This is a genomic window from Pantanalinema rosaneae CENA516 (assembly GCF_050753385.1).
In the GTDB taxonomy this organism is placed as follows: Bacteria; Cyanobacteriota; Cyanobacteriia; order Leptolyngbyales; family Leptolyngbyaceae; genus Pantanalinema; species Pantanalinema rosaneae.
This window is the reverse complement of sequence record NZ_JBLZFZ010000059.1, coordinates 1-17,827: the sequence shown is the minus strand read 5'-3', so window position 1 is coordinate 17,827 and position 17,827 is coordinate 1. Positions and strand designations below refer to the sequence as shown.

Genomic DNA, 17,827 nt, shown 5'->3' with positions numbered 1-17,827 from the left:
TGTCCTCTAATAGATCAGGAAATTCAGAGTCAGATCATGAACGCCAGTTCTTTTCTGCTTTGAGCATCCCGATTCGGATCACTATTGCTCATTTTGACACCCAGGCAGGAGAGATTCTAGGGGGGGAGTTGTAATCTCAGGCGATCGCGTATAGTAATCGTCGAACTCTGCGCTTGTACCTGTTATGACTATCTCCCGGATGCACACCGTTCAATCTCCGATTATCCCGGTGGTGGGAGAACTAATTCGGCAACACCCTGGCACAATTTCCCTCGGGCAGGGAGTGGTTTCCTATCCGCCGCCCCCTGCCGCGATCGCGCAAATTCCCGCCTTTCTCAGTCAGCCGGATAACCATAAATATCAAGCCGTCCAAGGAATTCCAGCCTTACTGGAGGTGATTGCCGAGAAACTTCAGACAGAGAATGGCATGGATCTGTCTGGGCGGGAAATTGTGGTAATGGCAGGGAGCAATATGGGGTTCCTGAATGCGGTGTTAGCCATTACCCAGCCTGGTGATGAGATTATTCTGCAAACGCCGTACTACTTTAATCATGAAATGGCGATCGCGATCGCGGGGTGCCGAGCCGTCTTAGTGGCGACGGATGCCTATTACCAGTTGCAACCCGAGGCGATTCAGCAGGCAATTACCGATCGGACTCGGGCGATTGTCACCATTTCTCCCAATAATCCTACGGGGGTCGTCTACTCAGAAGCCAGCCTGCGGCAGGTGAATCAACTTTGTCGCGATCATGGCATCTATCACATTCATGACGAAGCCTATGAATACTTCATTTACGACGATGCCCAACATTTTTCGCCTGGGGCGATCGCGGGCAGTGCTGAATATACGATTTCTCTCTACAGTCTCTCGAAAGCCTATGGGTTTGCCAGTTGGAGAATTGGCTACATGGCGATTCCCAGTGCGTTGCTGACTGCAATAATGAAGATTCAGGATACCAATCTGATTTGTCCATCAGTGATTGCCCAATATGCGGCTATAGGAGCGTTACAAACCGGTGCTAACTATTGTCGAACGCAAATTCACGCGATCGCTGAAGTCCGTCAGCTTTTGCTCAATCAACTCCAGCCGATCTACGAACGCTGCACCATTCCACCCGCTAAAGGGGCATTCTATTTTCTGCTCAACCTCCCCAGTCCAATGGATGCGCTGGATTTAGTCAAACAGTTAATTCAGGAGTATCGGGTTGCCGCCCTTCCCGGAACAACATTTGGCTTGCGAGAGGGATGTTACTTACGAGTTGCCTACGGCGCATTACCCAAAGAGACGGCAATCACCGGAATTGACCGCTTAGTTACAGGATTACAAGCTCTTTGTCTCCATTGAGCGCATTCAGGAATTTTGGTTTTGTTCACTGAATCTAAGCCCTGTGGGAGAGATCACACCGATCGCTCCTGCGATCGCGCAGACTAGATTGGCTTTATATCGCCTCGCGATCCGGCTGCAACTGCCCCTATTTCGTTTGTCTGATTTCTAACTCCATGAAACCAACCCAACCGAAACTGCTCCCTACCTTAATTTGTCTCGCGATCGTTGGCTTATTTGCAGCCCTGGTTCCCTATCCCGGCTTTGAAACAATTAACGTGATTCCGCCCAATAGTCCCAAAAATGTGGCTGACAAGACCGATACCCCCGCTGCCTATCCCAACTGAGCACTATCCGTTAAAAGGGTAAGCCATTCTTCCAGATAAAGATCTTGATGGCGATCGAAGCAATCCGCATAGCCAGGATGGTTCTTGCCTAACGTCTCCACCGGAAAGCGGCTACCTTGCTGAGACAAAGTATTGCCAAACTGCTCATTGCCAGTAATCAACAATTCTGACCAGGCTTCTCGCCATTGCATCAGCGTATAGTCCTCTTCTCCATCGGGATCGAAATCAATCGGGGCAGCGTCATTCGGTGAACTCAGCCGTTGGTAGTAGCTCACCAGCAGGGCTTGCGTTTTCTCCCGGCTGTCATTGACATCCTCCATCCAGCGCTGAATCATCCAGTTAACTCGCTGTTGCATCAGGACAAAGTACACCTCTTCACTTAAGCGGGTCACCGATCGCGGCACCCTGACCACGAACAACCCCAAATAAGTAGTCGGTGTCCAAACTCTGGAATAGGTCGAATATTGCCCGATCGCCTCATCCTGTTTGGCTTGCGCCTTTAACCGCTGACTTTCACTGGGGTAATATTGCAAATCATGCATCCGAAGAATCGGTCGATAACGTGCCATCGAAGGAATTCCTTGTTGTAGCCATGCGAAAACTCGCACTTCAGATCAATCGCCATAACAGGGAATGAAGATTGGAGTGAACCAGTTATAGATTTAATACGAATAAATTCACCCATTGGTTGCATTCAGCGGCAACTTTTTGGGCAATTGCCCAAACTCAGGATGGTGGATTAAATCAATCCGCCAACTGTACGGGTGGGTTGAGCAGACCAATCTGCGCTCTGCAATGGATTTGACGACAAAACCCGCCCCTACCTAATATCGAACTGATTGACAGCAGTTTTTGCCCCCCTAACCCCCCAATTCTGGGGGGAACAGGAGCCAAAGTCCCCTAGAATTGGGGGATTTAGGGGGCTGACCGAATTGACAGGTGTGGTGCATTCATTTGAGAAGGGCTGTAATTCCCCTTCCTCAACACTGAGTTGACCCACCAGAAGCTCGATGATCCGGCTGGATTCAACAGGGAAGGAGAAAGGACGATCGTCGAGCTAGATTAGCTGCTGCTCAATAACACCTCTCCTTTTAACATCCGTTGGGCAGCATCTAAGAGCGCTTCTTCCAGGTAAGGCTTGGTAAAGTAACCACTGGCTCCCAGGGACGCTGCCATCTGGCGGTGACGATCGGCTCCCCGGGAGGTCAGCATCGCGATCGGGAGTTGCTTCAGGTTGGGATCTTTTTGAATCCGGGAGAGCAATTCCAGCCCATCCATCCGCGGCATTTCGATATCGCAGAATACAATATCGCAGGGTAACCCCGACCGCAGTTTTTCCCAGGCTTCTTGACCATCGCGAGCCTGTTCCACCCGGTAGCCCACCTTGTTGAAGGTCATCGACAATAGTTCGCGAACGGTGATGGAGTCGTCCACAATCAGTACCATTGGTTCGCTCTTGGCAGCAGGCGCTTCTTGCAGCAAATCGCCACCCGTTTGTTCGCCCCACAGGGAGGTATTGACATCCTTCCGCAGCCGACCCATCGACAGATCAATCAGTTCCAGTACGTCGGCGATCGGCATAATTCGCCCATCCCCTAACACCGTTGCCCCGGCAACCCCCACCGGCTTCGGCACTGGACCTTCTAACTGCTTGATTACAATCTCCTGTTCACCCAGGACTTGATCGACTTGTAAGGCAAGGAAATTCCCCGCACTGCGTAACACGACGATCGACACAATATCGTCTTCCTGATTACCGCCATAGACGTTCCCCCGGCTGAGATGGCGATTGTAGGACAGCAGTTCGGTTAAGGGTCGCACCGGCAACAATGTATCGCGCCAGGGAATACAGGGTTGCCCTTCCGCATTGGTTTGAATCCGTTCTCTGGGCACATCCAGCATGTCCTCTACCCCGTCCATCGGGAAGGCAATCCGCGCCCGATCGCTGACACAACACAGGGCTTTAGAAATACTCAGGGTGAGGGGGAGACGGATGGTGAACGTTGTCCCCTTACCGGGATTCGAGTCGGTGTTAATTACCCCGCGAATTTCACTTAAACTGGTGCGCACCACATCCATGCCCACACCCCGACCCGAGAAGTCATCGGCTTGATCCTTGGTACTAAAGCCGGGATGGAACAGAATGTCATATATATCCAGCCGCGATAGCCCTTTCGCTTCGCTGGGAGTCAATAACCCTTTTTCAATCGCTTTTTTCTTCACCCGTTCCACATCAATCCCGGCACCATCATCTGAAACCGAAATAATGGTCTGGTTTCCCTGGTGGAATGCCCGGATCGTAATGCGTCCGGCTGGAGGCTTACCCGCCGCCCGTCGTACCTCGGGGGATTCAATCCCGTGGGTAATGGCATTGTTGACCAGGTGGGTCATGGGATCATAAAGCTGCTCCAGGATCATTTTGTCAATTAAGGTTTCCCGCCCTTCCACATTCAGTTCAGCTTGCTTACCTACCTTCAACGAAATGTCACGCACTGCCCGAGGCAAGCGATCGGCGGTTTGGGCAAAGGGCACCATGCGGGAGCGGGTCAGACCTTCCTGCAACTGGGTCGTCACCTGCCGGAACATGCGGGTCACTTGCTCTGTTTCATCCACAATGAACTCAATGTCAGAGGAGGATTCCCGTACTCGCACGATCAATTCGATCATTTCCTGCGAGAGGGAGTGGAAGCCCGTGAACCGATCCATTTCCAGGGGATCGTATTCCATCCCCGTGGAACTATGGGTAGGATGAGTTTCTCGCGTGTGGCTGAGCGCCCCTACCCGATAGCCCTGACGACTGGCTAACAGTGAACTTTCCAGCAGCGATCGTTCATACAGGTCTTGCATCCGTTGTCCGACATCGCTCAACTGCTGCACCTGATAGAGCAGGTTATCCAACGACTGGCGTAGCCGCTCCTGATCGCCTTCTAAGCTATTGCGGTTGACGACTAATTCCCCTACCAGGTTACTGAGGTTATCCAGGTGCTTCACCGGAACCCGCATCGTCTGCTCTACAAAGCCATGCCCCGGTCGGGTAGAACGCCGAGTGGTGACGGGTGCCACTCTCTGCCGACCTTTAATAGTGGGCGATCCACCCATTTTTTCTTCGGCATCTTTCAGCAGATTATCTAACTCATCAAACTCAGACTCGATCGCCGGAGCCACACTACTGGGTTGGGCCGTGGAACTAGCAATGGGGGAGACAGCCTCCTGACCAAGTAGGGCTTCTAGATCGGCAAATTCATCCACCATGCCGCTACTCGGAGCAACGTTGACTTCAGCTTCACCTAATAAGTCCTCTAGCTCGGCAAACTCATTCGGTAGCGCGGCGCTATCATCCCCCAGCAAATCATCTAACTCAGCAAACTCATTCGTTACCCCTGCCTGATCATCCCCTAACAAGTTGTCTAACTCGCTAAACTCGTCTGTCGTGATCGCTGGCGGTGCCTCACCCCCTATCAGTTGATCTAATTCAGAAAACTCATCTGTGCCAGGAGTGGCTGTTTCATCGTCTAGTAGTGCGTCTAGATCGGTGAAACTATCTGCTGTGGCGGCGATCGCTTCTGGCTCTAACAGATTATCCAGATCGGCAAAGCTATCCGTCGCCTCAGGTATGAAGATAGCTTCAGGACGATCGCTCGTGGCCGCTTCCAGGGGTTCATCTCCCAACAGGTGATCCAGATCGGCAAAATTATCTGTGATTTCCGGTGTGGAGTCCGTTGCCCAGAGGTCATCTGTTGGCTCACTGGTAAATGGCTCACTCAGGAAATTATCTAGTTCTGCGAACTGTTCAAAGGTGTCCTCAGCCGTTGACTCTGGTGATTCGGCAGTGACATCGGTAAACAAATCATCCAGGTCAGCTGAGGTGTCGGTTAGATCAGGGGTGAACTCATCGGTCGATAAACTCTCTAAATTTGCAGAGAATTCAGATGACGGTTCTGCCCTATCACCGAGTAAATCACCCAGGTTGTCCAAGCCAGCGCTATCTAGAGCCAGATCACCCAGTTCGAGATCCGCGATCGCTCCGGTATCATCCCCTACGTCAGCATCCGCAAACAGATCGGCTGGAAAGTCATCCGTCGCTTCAATCGTGACCGCAGGAATATTGTCTAGTTCTGCCTGCTCCAGGTTTAAGTCGGCAAAACTCAGGTCTTCAGCTAGGTCGATCGCCGGTTCAGCCGCCATCTCAGCTAAATCAGCGTTTAGCTCTAGATCAAAGGGCTGGGGGGCTACGAACTCGTCACCACTCAAATCATCCCTAAAGTCCACGGCTTCTGCTATTGATGGCTCAGACTCAGACACCGATAGCTCGAGATCAGCGAAGTCGATGAACCCATTGTCTGGCTCTAATCCCAGTTCCGATTCGTCACCCGCAAACAGATCGGTAGCAAGGTCAACATCGCCTGTACTTAACTCCAACTCAGACGGTGTCGCCTCATCCAGAGTAAGATCGCCAAACAAATCATCGCCGATCGTCGCCCCATCCAATGGCTCTAATGTCAACGCATCTGGAGCCAGATCAGCTGCTTCTGTCTCTAGCCGTAATTCCGGTGTCGCCGCTTCATCGAAGGGGATATCACCCAATAAGTCATTGCCCCCAGCATCGGTAGTTGGTTCCAGCGACAGATCGACCAGGTCACTGGTTAGATCGATCGGCGGTTCCGTGGGTTCCTGCTCTAACCAGGGATCGGGTGATGCTTCAGTTGTCTCACCAAACAGATCATTCAGGTTTTGGGCGGATGCCACTTCTATCCCTGGCTCAGCTTGCTCCCAGTCAGCGAAATCCAGGGTCAATGGTTCCGTTGTCTCTGGCAATTCTGCCTCTAAGCCGCCATCACTAAAGAAGTTGTCATCCAGATCTGCCCCTTCAGTCAACGGCTGATCACTGAATAGATCATCTAAGTCCTGCTCCGCTGCCGTCTCTTCAAGTACAGCTTCGCCACCGAATAGATCATCTAAGTCCTGCTCCGCTGCCATTTCCTCAGTTAACGGCTGGTCACCGAACAGATCATCTAAGTCCTGCTCCGCTGCTGTCTCTTCAGTTAACGGCTGGTCACCGAACAGATCATCTAAGTCCTGCTCCGCTGCTGTCTCTTCAGTTAACGGCTGGTCACCGAATAGATCATCTAAATCCTGCTCCGGTGCATCCGCTAATTCAGTCGTCTCAACGGATGGCTCCAACCCAAAATCACTGAGATCGAGGTCTAACTCATCAGTCGTTAACTCTGGTGCAGCGCTCTCATGACTATCTAGCTCCAGATCACTGAAGTCAAACGCCTCTACGTCAGGGGTTGATAGTTCAGGTTCTGACGGTTCAGGGGAAGTGAAAGCATCCCCTGGTAAAGCTGATAGATCCTCGGTGGTTGCCTCCATTACCCAGGGTTCAGCCGCCACTTCAGACAATGATGGTTCCGAGAAATCATCTAGTGAAGTACTACTCAAATTCAAACCATCGACATCAAGGGATAGCTCGAATGGCTCGTCTGGTGGTTCACTACTGACATCTAGACCAGCAAAACCTGCTAAATCTGCGTCTAAACTGGCATCCCCTGCTGTATCATCCATCGCATTGGTGAGCCAGGAGTCGCTATCGGTATCGATCGCGCTATCCGCCAGATCATCGGATGTTGCCAGGACTAAATCATCGGTAGAGCCAAATAAATCACTCAGTTCAGCATCTTCGTCCAGGCTGAACTCTACTCCGCCTTCAGAATCGTCCTCAGCCAATAAATCATCCAGATCTGCCGTTTGCTCAACCGATAGTCCGGTCAGGTCTAAGGGGGAATCTGCTGCGCTACGGTCTGTTGCAGCTTCGGTAAACGCCAAGTCATCGCCAGCCCCCCACAGATCAGGTACTGTGGCATCGATCGGACTATCACCAAAATCTGACCAATCGCTGTCGGCGATCGTCTCCGACTCCATACTCATCTCAGCCGGATTAAAGTCATCAAAGCCAAACTCAGGCAGGGCATCGGCGGGAGTCAGATCGCCTTCATCGAGTCCTGCAAACAATTCACCCAGATTGCCTAATGCTCCTTCACCTGGAGTTTCCAGATCAGCAGCGGCATCCAGGTCTAACGGCGCGTCTAATGGCGTGAAATCAGTAACCGAATCCGATCCGGCACCATTCCCGAATAGATCCTCCCCAAAGGCGATCGCCTCCGCTCCATTGGCAAGGTCGGCTAGCTCCAATTCTGATTCTGAACTCTCAGCCGATTCCGACAGATCAAACAGATCCGTTAACTCCTCTGAGTCATCAGCGGCGATCGGGGCAACGGGGGTCGGCTCAATCTCCAGTAAATCTGAACTGTCGTCCTCAAGAAACTCATCGCCAAATAGATCACTCAAATCCTGGTCTTGGCTCTGAGATGACGCGGAGGTTGATTCAGGTTCGTCAAATAACAAATCCGAAAAGTCACTGGAATCATCCACTGTTATCTCTGTAGCGGTGACAGCTAACAATTCTGTATTGTCTCCCAGCACCTCTTCTTCCTGCCAATTTAATCCCAGTTCCGAGTCCTCTCCCTCAAACAAATCGGCTAATGTATTCAGTTCTGCCATCCCAACTTCGGGGCCATGCTGGCTATCCAGTTCTGCATCTAGCGCTGACAGGCTAACAAAGCTGCTGTCCAGATCAGTAGCGGCGATCGAGGGAGGGGCATCCAGGGGCGAGATTGGTTCTAATTCATCAAACGATAAGTCTAACGCGGGTTCTTCCACTAACCCCAGATCAACATCTGCCCCCATGTCTAATTCTGCGAGCAGTTCAGCCTGACTATCGGTGACTTCCAACAAGTCAGCAAAGTCATCCTCAAAACCAATCAGTTCCTCTGCGATCGCCTCGACGGGGGCAGGTGGAGCCAGTTCTTGCAATTGGGCACAGGGCACAATCTCATTGGCACAGCCGACTAGCACCAGATCCTGGGCTTGTTTAATATCTTTGATGATGACAGGGGCAAGGGCGCGGTAACTATTCTCTGAATGCGCGATCGCCCGTTCTGCCATTGCCACCAAATGATTCCAGTCGGACAGGTTAAATTGTTCGCCAATCCGAATCAAGCGTTGGCACAATTCCTGCAACTGTTGCCGAGTCGCTGGATCGGTGTCAGATTGCTTAAACAATTGCAACATATCCCGTAAGCAACCGGGTACTTCCGCTTTAAACGCCTGTTGCAATGCCTGATTAGATGCGGCTGCGACCACTGGAGTCGCGGCTACACCCACTCCTGCCGTCATCGGTTCACTGGCGACGATCGGACTACCCGCTAACTTACTCAAATGTTGTTCTAGCCGGACAAAGACAGGCTCAACTTCAGCAACTGTAGCGTTCGCGACATCTTCAGTCAGTCCAAAGGGTCCTTGCAGTTGTCCGAGGAGGTCTTCTAACGCATCCGAAGTCCGCAGAAACAGGCTTTTCAGTTCTTCGTCAACTTTGATCGGAGTTTCTTTAAGAATTTTGAAGAAGTCTTCCAGCCGGTGGGCGACCCGCTGAATTGCATTTAACCCCAGCATGGCAGCTCCCCCTTTCACTGAGTGAGCCGCCCGGAACACTTCATTCACCATTTCCGGGTCTGCCAGGGTTTCTTGCAGGTTCAGCAATCCCTGCTCGATCGTATTGAGGTGATCCTTCGCCTCCTCAATGAAGTAGCCCATGATTCGCTGCTGGTGTTCAGACTGCATGGCAGTATTCCATCCCTCTGGAAAGTATTGGTTCTACCGAAACTGTGAGATGCAGGCACCCCCGTGGTTGGAAATCGGGGAGCACTCCAAGCACAGCTCTGCTCGGATGATGGACAGACCCTCGCTCTCTGTCCAGACAGGCATTCCAGTGATCGAGAAATTTCGCACAAGCAGTACGATCGCATTCATGCACTGGATTGCTTTAATGTACCCGATTCGTCAGAAATTGACATCAAGCAGCAAATCACTGACGCTCCACCGTTTCTACCCGGAACCGTTCCACCGAAGTTAACAAGTCACGGGCAACTCCCACCAGATTTTGTAGAGAAGCGGACACTCGCTGGGCCTCCTGGGACGTTTCTTGCGCGGTTAACTCTACTGATTGCATCACCTGCGCCACCGCTCGGGATGTTTCAGTTTGTTCGACCGTATCGGCGGTAATCGATCGCACCAACACATCAATCCGATTCGACACTTGAATAATGTCTTCCAGCGATCGCTTCGCCTGTTCTGCCAAGCGTGTCCCTTCGATCACCTGCTGCGTCCCTTCCTCCATCGCGGTCATCACAGACCCCGTCTCACTTTGAATCTGAAGTACGATCTGTTCAATTTCCTTCGAGTTCTTAGCGGCGCGGTCTGCTAACTGTCGCACTTCATCGGCCACGATCGCGAAGCCTCGTCCTGCTTCCCCGGCTCGGGCGGCTTCAATACTAGCGTTTAATGCCAGCAGGTTGGTACGGGAGGCAATTTGCGAAATCAATGCCACGATCTTAGAAATCTCTTGGGAAGATTCGGCTAACCGCTTCACCTTACGAGTCGTTTCTGCCACCGTCTCCCGAATTTGGAGAATCCCGGCTACGGTACGTTCTACCGCTTCCCCCCCCCGCAGCGCGGTTTCAGATGCCGATCGTGCCACTTCCTCCGCTTCCCGAGCGCTTTCTGCCACCCGCTGAATCGACTCCGTCATGACCTGAACCGAGTTGAGGGTGACCGCCAGTTCTTCCGCCTGTCGCAAGGCATCAGAAGACAAGCCACGGGCAAACATTTCGTTATCCGTTGCGCCCTTCGTGACTTGACGGGCCGCAATCTTCACCTGTTGCACAATCTCCCGCAGGTTTTGGATCGTCAGGTTAAAGGAGTCAGCCACCGCACCCAGCACGTCTGCCGTTACTTCCGCCTGTACCGTCAGGTCGCCTCGGGCAGCACCTTCTACATCATCCAGTAACCGAATCACCTGACGTTGCAGATCTTCTTTGGCTTGCTCTTGTTCTTCCGCTTTACGTTGGGCTTCGCTGGTGGTGGTCAAAATCACCCGCGCCATCTGGTTAAAACTGGTTGCCAATTGCCCAAATTCATCTTCGGAATACACCGTCGCCCGCGCATTCAGGTTGCCCTGGCAGACTGAGTTGAATTGGGATTGCAAATCATCGGTCGATCGCTTCATCTGCTTGGCCGTGATCTGCCCCAGGGCAAACGTTGCTCCGCCACTGGCAACACCCGCCGTTAATGCCATCAACCAGCCAGTCGTCTTCAGCCGATCGATCACACCTCGACTCGCCGCATCATCCTGTTGGGCAGCACCTTGTGCCGTAAAGAAGCTGACTAATGCCACCAGAATAGCTGAAGTAATCCCGGTGACACCTGCCAAAATCACCTGTTTGAAGGCAAGCGGAGAATTCTCTAAAAAGGATAACCACCCTTGCTCGACCGAGGGAGTTGGTTCTGCCGCATGGCTATCTAATTGGGTAAACGCCGGAACTTGATCCGACGTGCCAGACAGGGTAAAAACTTCTTCGTCCCGAATGATCGAGCGATCGCTTAGTGCCGCAGAGCCGTTGAAGTCCATCGGATCTGAAGCTAAGGCGGCACTACTGGAACCGAAATCAGCCCCCATCGCCGGACTGGTAAAACCTGCCGAATTTTCAGACAGATCGAAGTCTGACAAGTTGCCTAGATCATCAAACTCATCAAACTCGTCTAAGAAATCCACCCCCTGACTAGACCCACCCGAGTCGCCATCCGAGAGGGAACTGCCATAGCTACCATAGCTGGACGAGCTTCTACCGTAGGAGGAATCAAGCGGCTCGGTACTGGGAGGATTGACAAAGGTTTGTTCACCCTCGTCGTATAGATTCGTTCCTCCCATGAACAGAGTTTCTTCCTCGGTCGGCGAATGCAACCCCCCTCGGGGCGACCCAAAATTACTAGAACGTCCCAAGGATGGCTCCTCAGCCCCTAGATCCGGATGCAACGGTTCTTCAAGCGGTGCAAAGGCATCATCAAACTCATCCAGAGGTGTGCCAAAGGCAGGTTCATGACTGCCGAAATCTACCGATGTGCCGAAATCAGGAGTCGAAAAGTCGGGCGTGGAGAAATCCGGAGTTTCAAAATTAGGGCTATCAAAGTCAGGGGTGGAGAAATCCGGAGTTTCAGGAAAGGGCGGATACTCACTATCTAACCCAGCAAACGCAGCCGCATTCTCGTCCGCAAAAGGATCCGAGAACGGACTAGCAACATCACCACTCGCGCCAAACGAGTTATCTTCCGCAAACGGATTATCAAATGTGGAGGGACTGGCGAAGGCATCATCTGCATCCAATCCATATCTGCCGTTATCGTGGCTATCGAGATTGCCGACATCAAAGCGATCGCTGTCTGGAGTTAGTTCTTCCTCTGACTGCCAGACGGTAGACGCGGAAAAGTCTGCCAGGTTTTGCTGGTTAAAATCGTCAAACTGGTCATCGAAGGCATCAAAATCAGCGACGACCTCACTCCCTTCATTGACTTCACTACCATTGAAGCCATTCTCCTCCCCACCCCCCAAACTTTCGATATACTCCAACCCCTGGTTGGCATATCCAGTAAACTCGGGGTCAGAGGTTAGCCCCATCACAGTTTGATACTGTTCCCTCGCTACATCAAATTGCTGTAAGCCATAGCAATAAATGTGCCCTCGCAGCAGACAAGCACTGGGGTCACTCGGAAAATGTTGCACCAAGCGATCGATGATCTGGGCAGCATCTTCATAATTGCCTTGCATGTAGGCTTTTTGAGCCTGGTGATATTCTTGTGCGTACTCAGTACTGGATGCCATGGACCACCTCCCGGTTAAGTGTTGAGTCTGGTTGCCTCGGTGTTCTGGAGGGTTGACTCAATGCCAAGTGGATAGCATTTATCCTATCCTCAGTCCTCGAAACCAGCATGTGAATTTCCGGATGCCGACTTAGGCTTGTCATCATTTCCCCCTATGCTGCCCATCGTGCCGATCGCAGAATAGCCTCCTGATTCAGAAGCCGTAAATATTTGCCTGCCTGCTCGTCCAATACCCACTCCCCGCGTAGAAAGGGTGCCACACTATCTGGAACATTGGTTGGCATCTGAATTTCTTCAATATCAAACCAGTACATGCCTGCGATGCGATCGACGGCTAACCCCAGCATGATATCCTGATCTTCGACAGCGATGACATGGATCTCTGAGCGATCGGTATTGAGCGGGGTGGGATCGCCCAAAAACTGTCCTAAGTCAGCCACCCAAACCACCCGTCCTCTAACATTTAGCGTACCCAATAATAGAGGTGAAACATTCGGAATTGGCGTAATGCGATCGGGGGGTGGGGCAATTACTTCTTTAATCCCGGTGGCAGGCAGGGCAAATTCGCTCCCGGAACTGACATAAAAGCGGAGATGTAACTCACCTTCCGGGCTTTCTAATTCCTGAAACTCCGGTGCCTGATCCTGTCCCCGACCTGTTAGAAAATCTGGATTTCCCACCATGACACTATTACCTAACCTCGGAGTAGTTGTTTGACAGTTCCGACCAATTCTGTAGGTTGAAACGGTTTTGCAATATAGGCATCGGCTCCCTGTTTCATCCCCCAATAGCGATCGAATTCTTCGCCCTTAGAAGAGCACATCACCACTGGAACATTTTGAGTTTTGGGATCTGCTTTGAGGCGACGGCAGACCTCGTACCCATTCATACGCGGCATGACAATGTCTAGAACCACCAGATCAGGGCAGCTTCCCTGAATTTGCTCTAAGGCTTCCACCCCATCGCTGGCAATCGTGACGGTCAGACCACTCCCTTTTAATAGGTCTGTGATCATTTCCCGTTGGGTCACACTGTCTTCCACGACTAGAACTGTACTCATAACCCTCTACCCTAATTTGTCTGTCGGCTGATTCACGTAACGGGAAGAACCGAACGCTGTTCACCTGAGAACCGCTTAATAAATAAAGTACCCTTAATTCTTAGTTAAATGGCGCTGACGGTGTAGAAGTTACATCGGACATCTCAATTTCTAACCCATCTTTTGCTGTTTCTGCCATCCCGCGATCTGATGAACAGCGTTCGGGGTAGCCTAAGCCGACATATTTTTCAACTAACATTAACAATTCGCTTTCTCCAAACGGTTTGGTGAGATAATCTGTTGCTCCAACCATACGGGCACGCACCCGATCGATAAATCCATCCTTCCCTGTTAACATGACGATCGGAATTTGGCGAAAAGCTGTTGACTTTCGCAACATGGCGCAAACTTCGTACCCATCCAGTTCGGGCATGGCAATATCACACAGAATTAAGTCGGGTTGCAACCGAAACACCTGGCTTAATGCCTCTAAGGGATCGCCCAATCCCGTCGCGTCATACCCATGTTGATTCAAAATATATTCCACCGTTTCCCGTACCGTCACGCCATCATCGATACAAACAATCCGGGGACTGCGAGCTTCTGGAGCCATGGCTAATTCGCGCGATCGCGGAAAGCGGCTACTCGTCCCAACCTTCGCTTCTTCCACATGATTGAGTTGAATAGCACCGTGTTGCACATAGGGATAAATCGCCCTACCGACCGTTAAAATATCGCGATTTAAGTAACGAGCAATTTGCCGAATCGAGGTTTTGCCATCCGCGTAGTGTTCTAGTGCTACCAGAGTTTTGGGCGAAAGGGAGGTTTGCAGTGCTGCAATATCGGCTAACACTGGGCATTGGTCAGGAGATTGCAGATAGGGATTGAGTTGTTTCCACTCCTGCACCTGCTTCATGATTTTTGCCAGCAACGGAGCAATTTCTAGCGTGGTGAGTTGGGGCGATAGGGGGGGACTAACCTCAAAAATAAATGCTCCCTGGTGCAAACTTAAAAGATCGAATAATGTTTCATGCACCATGCCTTGAATAATGCTTCGTCCCTGCGCCGGAGTCAGGATATGGTTTTCCAAAAGTGCCCACAGGTAGCCATATTCTGGGGCATTAATCGAAGAGATCGATGGCACAGTTAAGCTACTCAGGGTCTTCTCTACCTTGTAGCGCCGCAGGTAATCAGAAAGACGATACAGACTGGCATCGGTATCAGCAGCATAGATAATTTGACCATTGACAAAAAAGACGAACCAAAACTTACCTGCCAACAGCTTAGAAGTCCGAGCCTCTGGCAGATGCATAGCACTTAACTCGCCCATCGCTGTGGACTGAAACGGGTAAGCTTCCACGAACAGTTCCCCGGTTCGCTGCCCTAACTCAATGAGTTGTAAGATGCTACGGATGTCAATTTCGCTTAACTTACCCTGCATGTCACTTTAGCTATCTCCTGCGCTGACAATATCCCCACTAAACGCTTAACTCTCTTAAACACTTGAAGCCAGTAGATAATACCCCTTTATTCTCACGCTGATGTCATTTCAATTCAGATTCATCCCGGACGGAACGTAGTTCTGCTCAAAAAATGTTAAGTAGACTACCTGATAGAGCAGGAGTACGGAGGTCAGCCCCTGAGTTTGCCTGTGTACAGGCAGGTTTTGTAACAACATGTTGAAAAACATGAGGAGTCCTGGGTTTGACAAAGCCTGCTTCTATAAAGGATATGGATATAATTCAATCAGTGTTCCAAGTGATTTCATCATAGTCTCTATGAGATCGTTCCAGCTTGTCTAGAAAAATCTTTCCTCGATCGGGGAAAATTCGTCTTTGCCTCTGGAAAAAGGGACTTCACGGTGAGGCGATCGCTAGGACTCGCCAGGATTTGCTGAATCCTGATAGCTTCAGTCGCCGAGGGGGCAATCTAGTCTCATGAGGCGTTGCCGGTTGCCACCGTGAGATAACGGATCTCGGCCGACAGATAACCTGGCAAATTTGGGTTAAATCTTGCAAACAATCATGGCAATGCTTAGGATAGCAGCACTAGCCAAGATTCAGGTTATGGCAGAACAACGGTTAAGTTGGAACTGGTTGGCGTGAAATGAATTTATAACGGCGATCGGTGGTGGGGATGGTTTAAATATACTGAGGGTGAGTTGGCTGTACTAAAACACGACTAAGCAAATTGTTCTACATTGGGCACAGATATAGAAGGGGACGATTGGCGTGCTGTATCTAGCGGAAGTACAAAAGAAAGGCGGTGGGGTCTTCGGTGGCGGTAAGGCAGAGTTGAAATTACTCGCCTGCCAACGGTCTGAGCAAAGCTGGACGGCGGTAACGGGTGACGAGGTGATCCCGTTTGATGATGCGAACTATGTACCGGGGGCATTAGTCCTGGTTGATTTGACCAACAGCCGCCAAGTACAGCGCATTCAGGAAGCAGGTCGTCCCTTGGTCAGTATTCTGCAAAATTTTTCTCGTCTGCAAGAAAAATTCAAAACTCAGGAAGAAGAGATTGAGCAGTGGAAACAATCTCTGACCTACCAGAGCCAAGAGCTTAATCGTCGAGAAATGGAAATGGAATCTCGACGCGAACAGTTGCAGCAAATGGAAGAGGATTTTGAGCAACTGGAACGACAGCGCCAAGAGATTGAAATGCAGCAAGAGGAAGCGAACCGTCAGCGGGACGAGTTTGAGCGGAAACGCCAGGAATTGGAAGGAGCCTGGGATCATCTGCGCGGCGAAATGCAGAAACTGGAAGAGCGACAGGCGGAGTTTCAACAGGCCAGCGGTTTAGATGAAGAACAAGCTCGCACCATCCAAGAACTGCTGAATCGGTTAGCTGGTTCTATGCCACCCACAAACTCGGTGCGGGAACAGTTAGATTGGTCCTTTGAAGTGTTGACGCAGCAGCAGAATATCCTGACTCAACATTGGCAAACTCTGGAACAGCAGCGATCGCAAGCTCAACAACAGCAGGATGAACTGGAACGGCAAGCCGACGAAATTCACAATCGCTGGCGGGAGTGGCATCAGGCGCAGGAGTCGCTAGAACAAGCTCGGGCGGAACTGAAAGCGCAACAAAGTGCCCTCAACACCAAACAAGAATATGCCCGAATGTTGAGTGTGCAACTGCAAAATAATGAAGACTTGCATCAGCAGATTTATCGACTGGCAGAAACCTCAGACAAGGTCAGGATTGGCGGGCAGCAAGTCGATTTAGAAGCATTGGAAAAAATGCCGATCGACGAACTACAACGTGTCGTGCAGGACTTGGAGCGAGATTTAGAGAAGCTGTCCCAGTTTGTCGAGATTCAGGAAGAGGAACTCACCTCTAAGCAAGAGGAAATCGACGAGTTACAAGCCAAAATTCAGACAGTCAGCGAGTTCGATCGCCTGAGTCTGGAAAATGATTTGGCTGATGCTCAAGATGGCTACCAGATGCTGAATGAAACGTTAGTCGGGCAGCGTCGTAATCTGCAAGAGCGTAAAGGTGTTTTAAATCAGCATCAAGCCGTACTGCGGCGGCGACAGGGACATGGGATAGAAGAAGGGCAGGAAGTTGAGATTGATCTCGGACCAATTTTGGGACAGGTTGATGCCCTGCGGCAACAACAAGCCGAAGAATTGCAAAAACTGGAAAGTCAGCTTGAACAAATGCAATCCGCGATTCAGCAAGCTCAGGGCATGATCACCACCCAGTCAGTCGATCAAGAAAATCGGCAGAACGACCTCAAGCTTCAGGAACAAACCTTGCAAGCGCGGCGGGTGAGTACGGCAGAAATGATGGGTAAAGTCAACTCCTACCAGGAAATTTTGCAACCGATTCAAGATGGGGTGGATGGTTTGCGCCAAAAACTGGAAACCATTGCTGGCACTCTGACTCAAGCACAAGAGTCCAGCGATTACCAACTGCAAGCGATCGCGGAAATGCGGCAGATTATTGTTAGCATTACCAGTACCCCAGAACTAGCCGCGAGCTAGGGACTGTAACCAAATCCAATCACCGACCACGCAGGCGATCGTTCCTCCAGGGAAAGGATCTGTCTGCGATCGGTTCGGGGCAGTGAGCAATGCCACTAACTTTTCAATCTGCTCAAACTGCGGTGCAACAGGTAGGACAGTCTGTAGCGCTATCCGCAGGACTCGACGCTGTAGTGCCAGGGGCTGAAGGCGGAGGAGTTGGCGGTTTAAACCTAGTTGGGGGGGTGGGGAAGGTAGGGAGGATGGGGAAGGTGAGGAAGGTGAGGAAGATGAGGAGGATGGGGAAGGTGAGGAGATCAGGTTATTTTCCCTATCTCCCTTCCCCCCCTTATCTCCCTGTCTCTTATACACATCT

10 protein-coding genes are annotated in these 17,827 nt (G+C 51.1%); 3 read left to right on the top strand and 7 right to left on the bottom strand.

Going from position 1 to position 17,827, the window contains the following annotated elements; translation table 11 throughout:
• Positions 1-184: 184 nt before the first annotated feature.
• A complete protein-coding gene (locus tag ACN4EK_RS25730; RefSeq protein ID WP_431661140.1) occupies positions 185-1,345 on the top strand; it encodes a pyridoxal phosphate-dependent aminotransferase in 1,161 nt (386 codons plus the stop codon).
• 155 nt (positions 1,346-1,500) lie between these two features.
• Complete coding sequence (locus ACN4EK_RS25725) at positions 1,501-1,671, top strand: hypothetical protein (RefSeq protein WP_431661139.1); 171 nt, start codon at positions 1,501-1,503, stop codon at positions 1,669-1,671.
• Here ACN4EK_RS25725 and ACN4EK_RS25720 read toward each other — a convergent pair.
• The 6 genes from ACN4EK_RS25720 to ACN4EK_RS25695 form a co-directional block, all read right to left on the bottom strand.
• The gene (locus ACN4EK_RS25720; RefSeq protein ID WP_431661138.1) at positions 1,659-2,240 is read right to left on the bottom strand and encodes a hypothetical protein; all 582 of its coding nucleotides are present in this window, start codon (positions 2,238-2,240) and stop codon (positions 1,659-1,661) included. The two genes, ACN4EK_RS25725 and ACN4EK_RS25720, sit on opposite strands and share 13 nt — an antisense overlap.
• A 493-nt stretch (positions 2,241-2,733) precedes the next feature.
• On the bottom strand, positions 2,734-9,351 hold the full coding sequence (locus ACN4EK_RS25715) for a response regulator (protein WP_431661137.1): 6,618 nt from the start codon (positions 9,349-9,351) through the stop codon (positions 2,734-2,736).
• A gap of 244 nt (positions 9,352-9,595) precedes the next feature.
• Positions 9,596-12,445, bottom strand: a complete 2,850-nt coding sequence (locus ACN4EK_RS25710) for a methyl-accepting chemotaxis protein (RefSeq protein WP_431661136.1) — start codon at positions 12,443-12,445, stop codon at positions 9,596-9,598.
• A 151-nt stretch (positions 12,446-12,596) separates the two neighbouring features.
• Positions 12,597-13,127, bottom strand: a complete 531-nt coding sequence (locus tag ACN4EK_RS25705) for a chemotaxis protein CheW (protein ID WP_431661135.1) — start codon at positions 13,125-13,127, stop codon at positions 12,597-12,599.
• Between the two features lie 11 nt (positions 13,128-13,138).
• On the bottom strand, positions 13,139-13,504 hold the full coding sequence (locus ACN4EK_RS25700; protein ID WP_431661134.1) for a response regulator transcription factor: 366 nt from the start codon (positions 13,502-13,504) through the stop codon (positions 13,139-13,141).
• Positions 13,505-13,604: 100 nt separating this feature from the next.
• Positions 13,605-14,924: a response regulator gene (locus ACN4EK_RS25695; RefSeq protein ID WP_431661133.1), complete on the bottom strand. Its 1,320-nt coding sequence runs from the start codon at positions 14,922-14,924 to the stop codon at positions 13,605-13,607.
• 790 nt (positions 14,925-15,714) lie between these two features.
• Here ACN4EK_RS25695 and hmpF point away from each other — a divergent pair.
• The gene (hmpF, locus tag ACN4EK_RS25690) at positions 15,715-17,472 is read left to right on the top strand and encodes a pilus motility taxis protein HmpF (protein ID WP_431661132.1); all 1,758 of its coding nucleotides are present in this window, start codon (positions 15,715-15,717) and stop codon (positions 17,470-17,472) included.
• On the opposite strand, the gene ACN4EK_RS25685 is transcribed toward hmpF, so the two are convergent.
• Positions 17,458-17,827, bottom strand: a 370-nt coding sequence (locus tag ACN4EK_RS25685) for a TilS substrate-binding domain-containing protein (RefSeq protein WP_431661131.1), incomplete at its 5' end; no start/stop codon positions are given. The genes hmpF and ACN4EK_RS25685 overlap by 15 nt on opposite strands.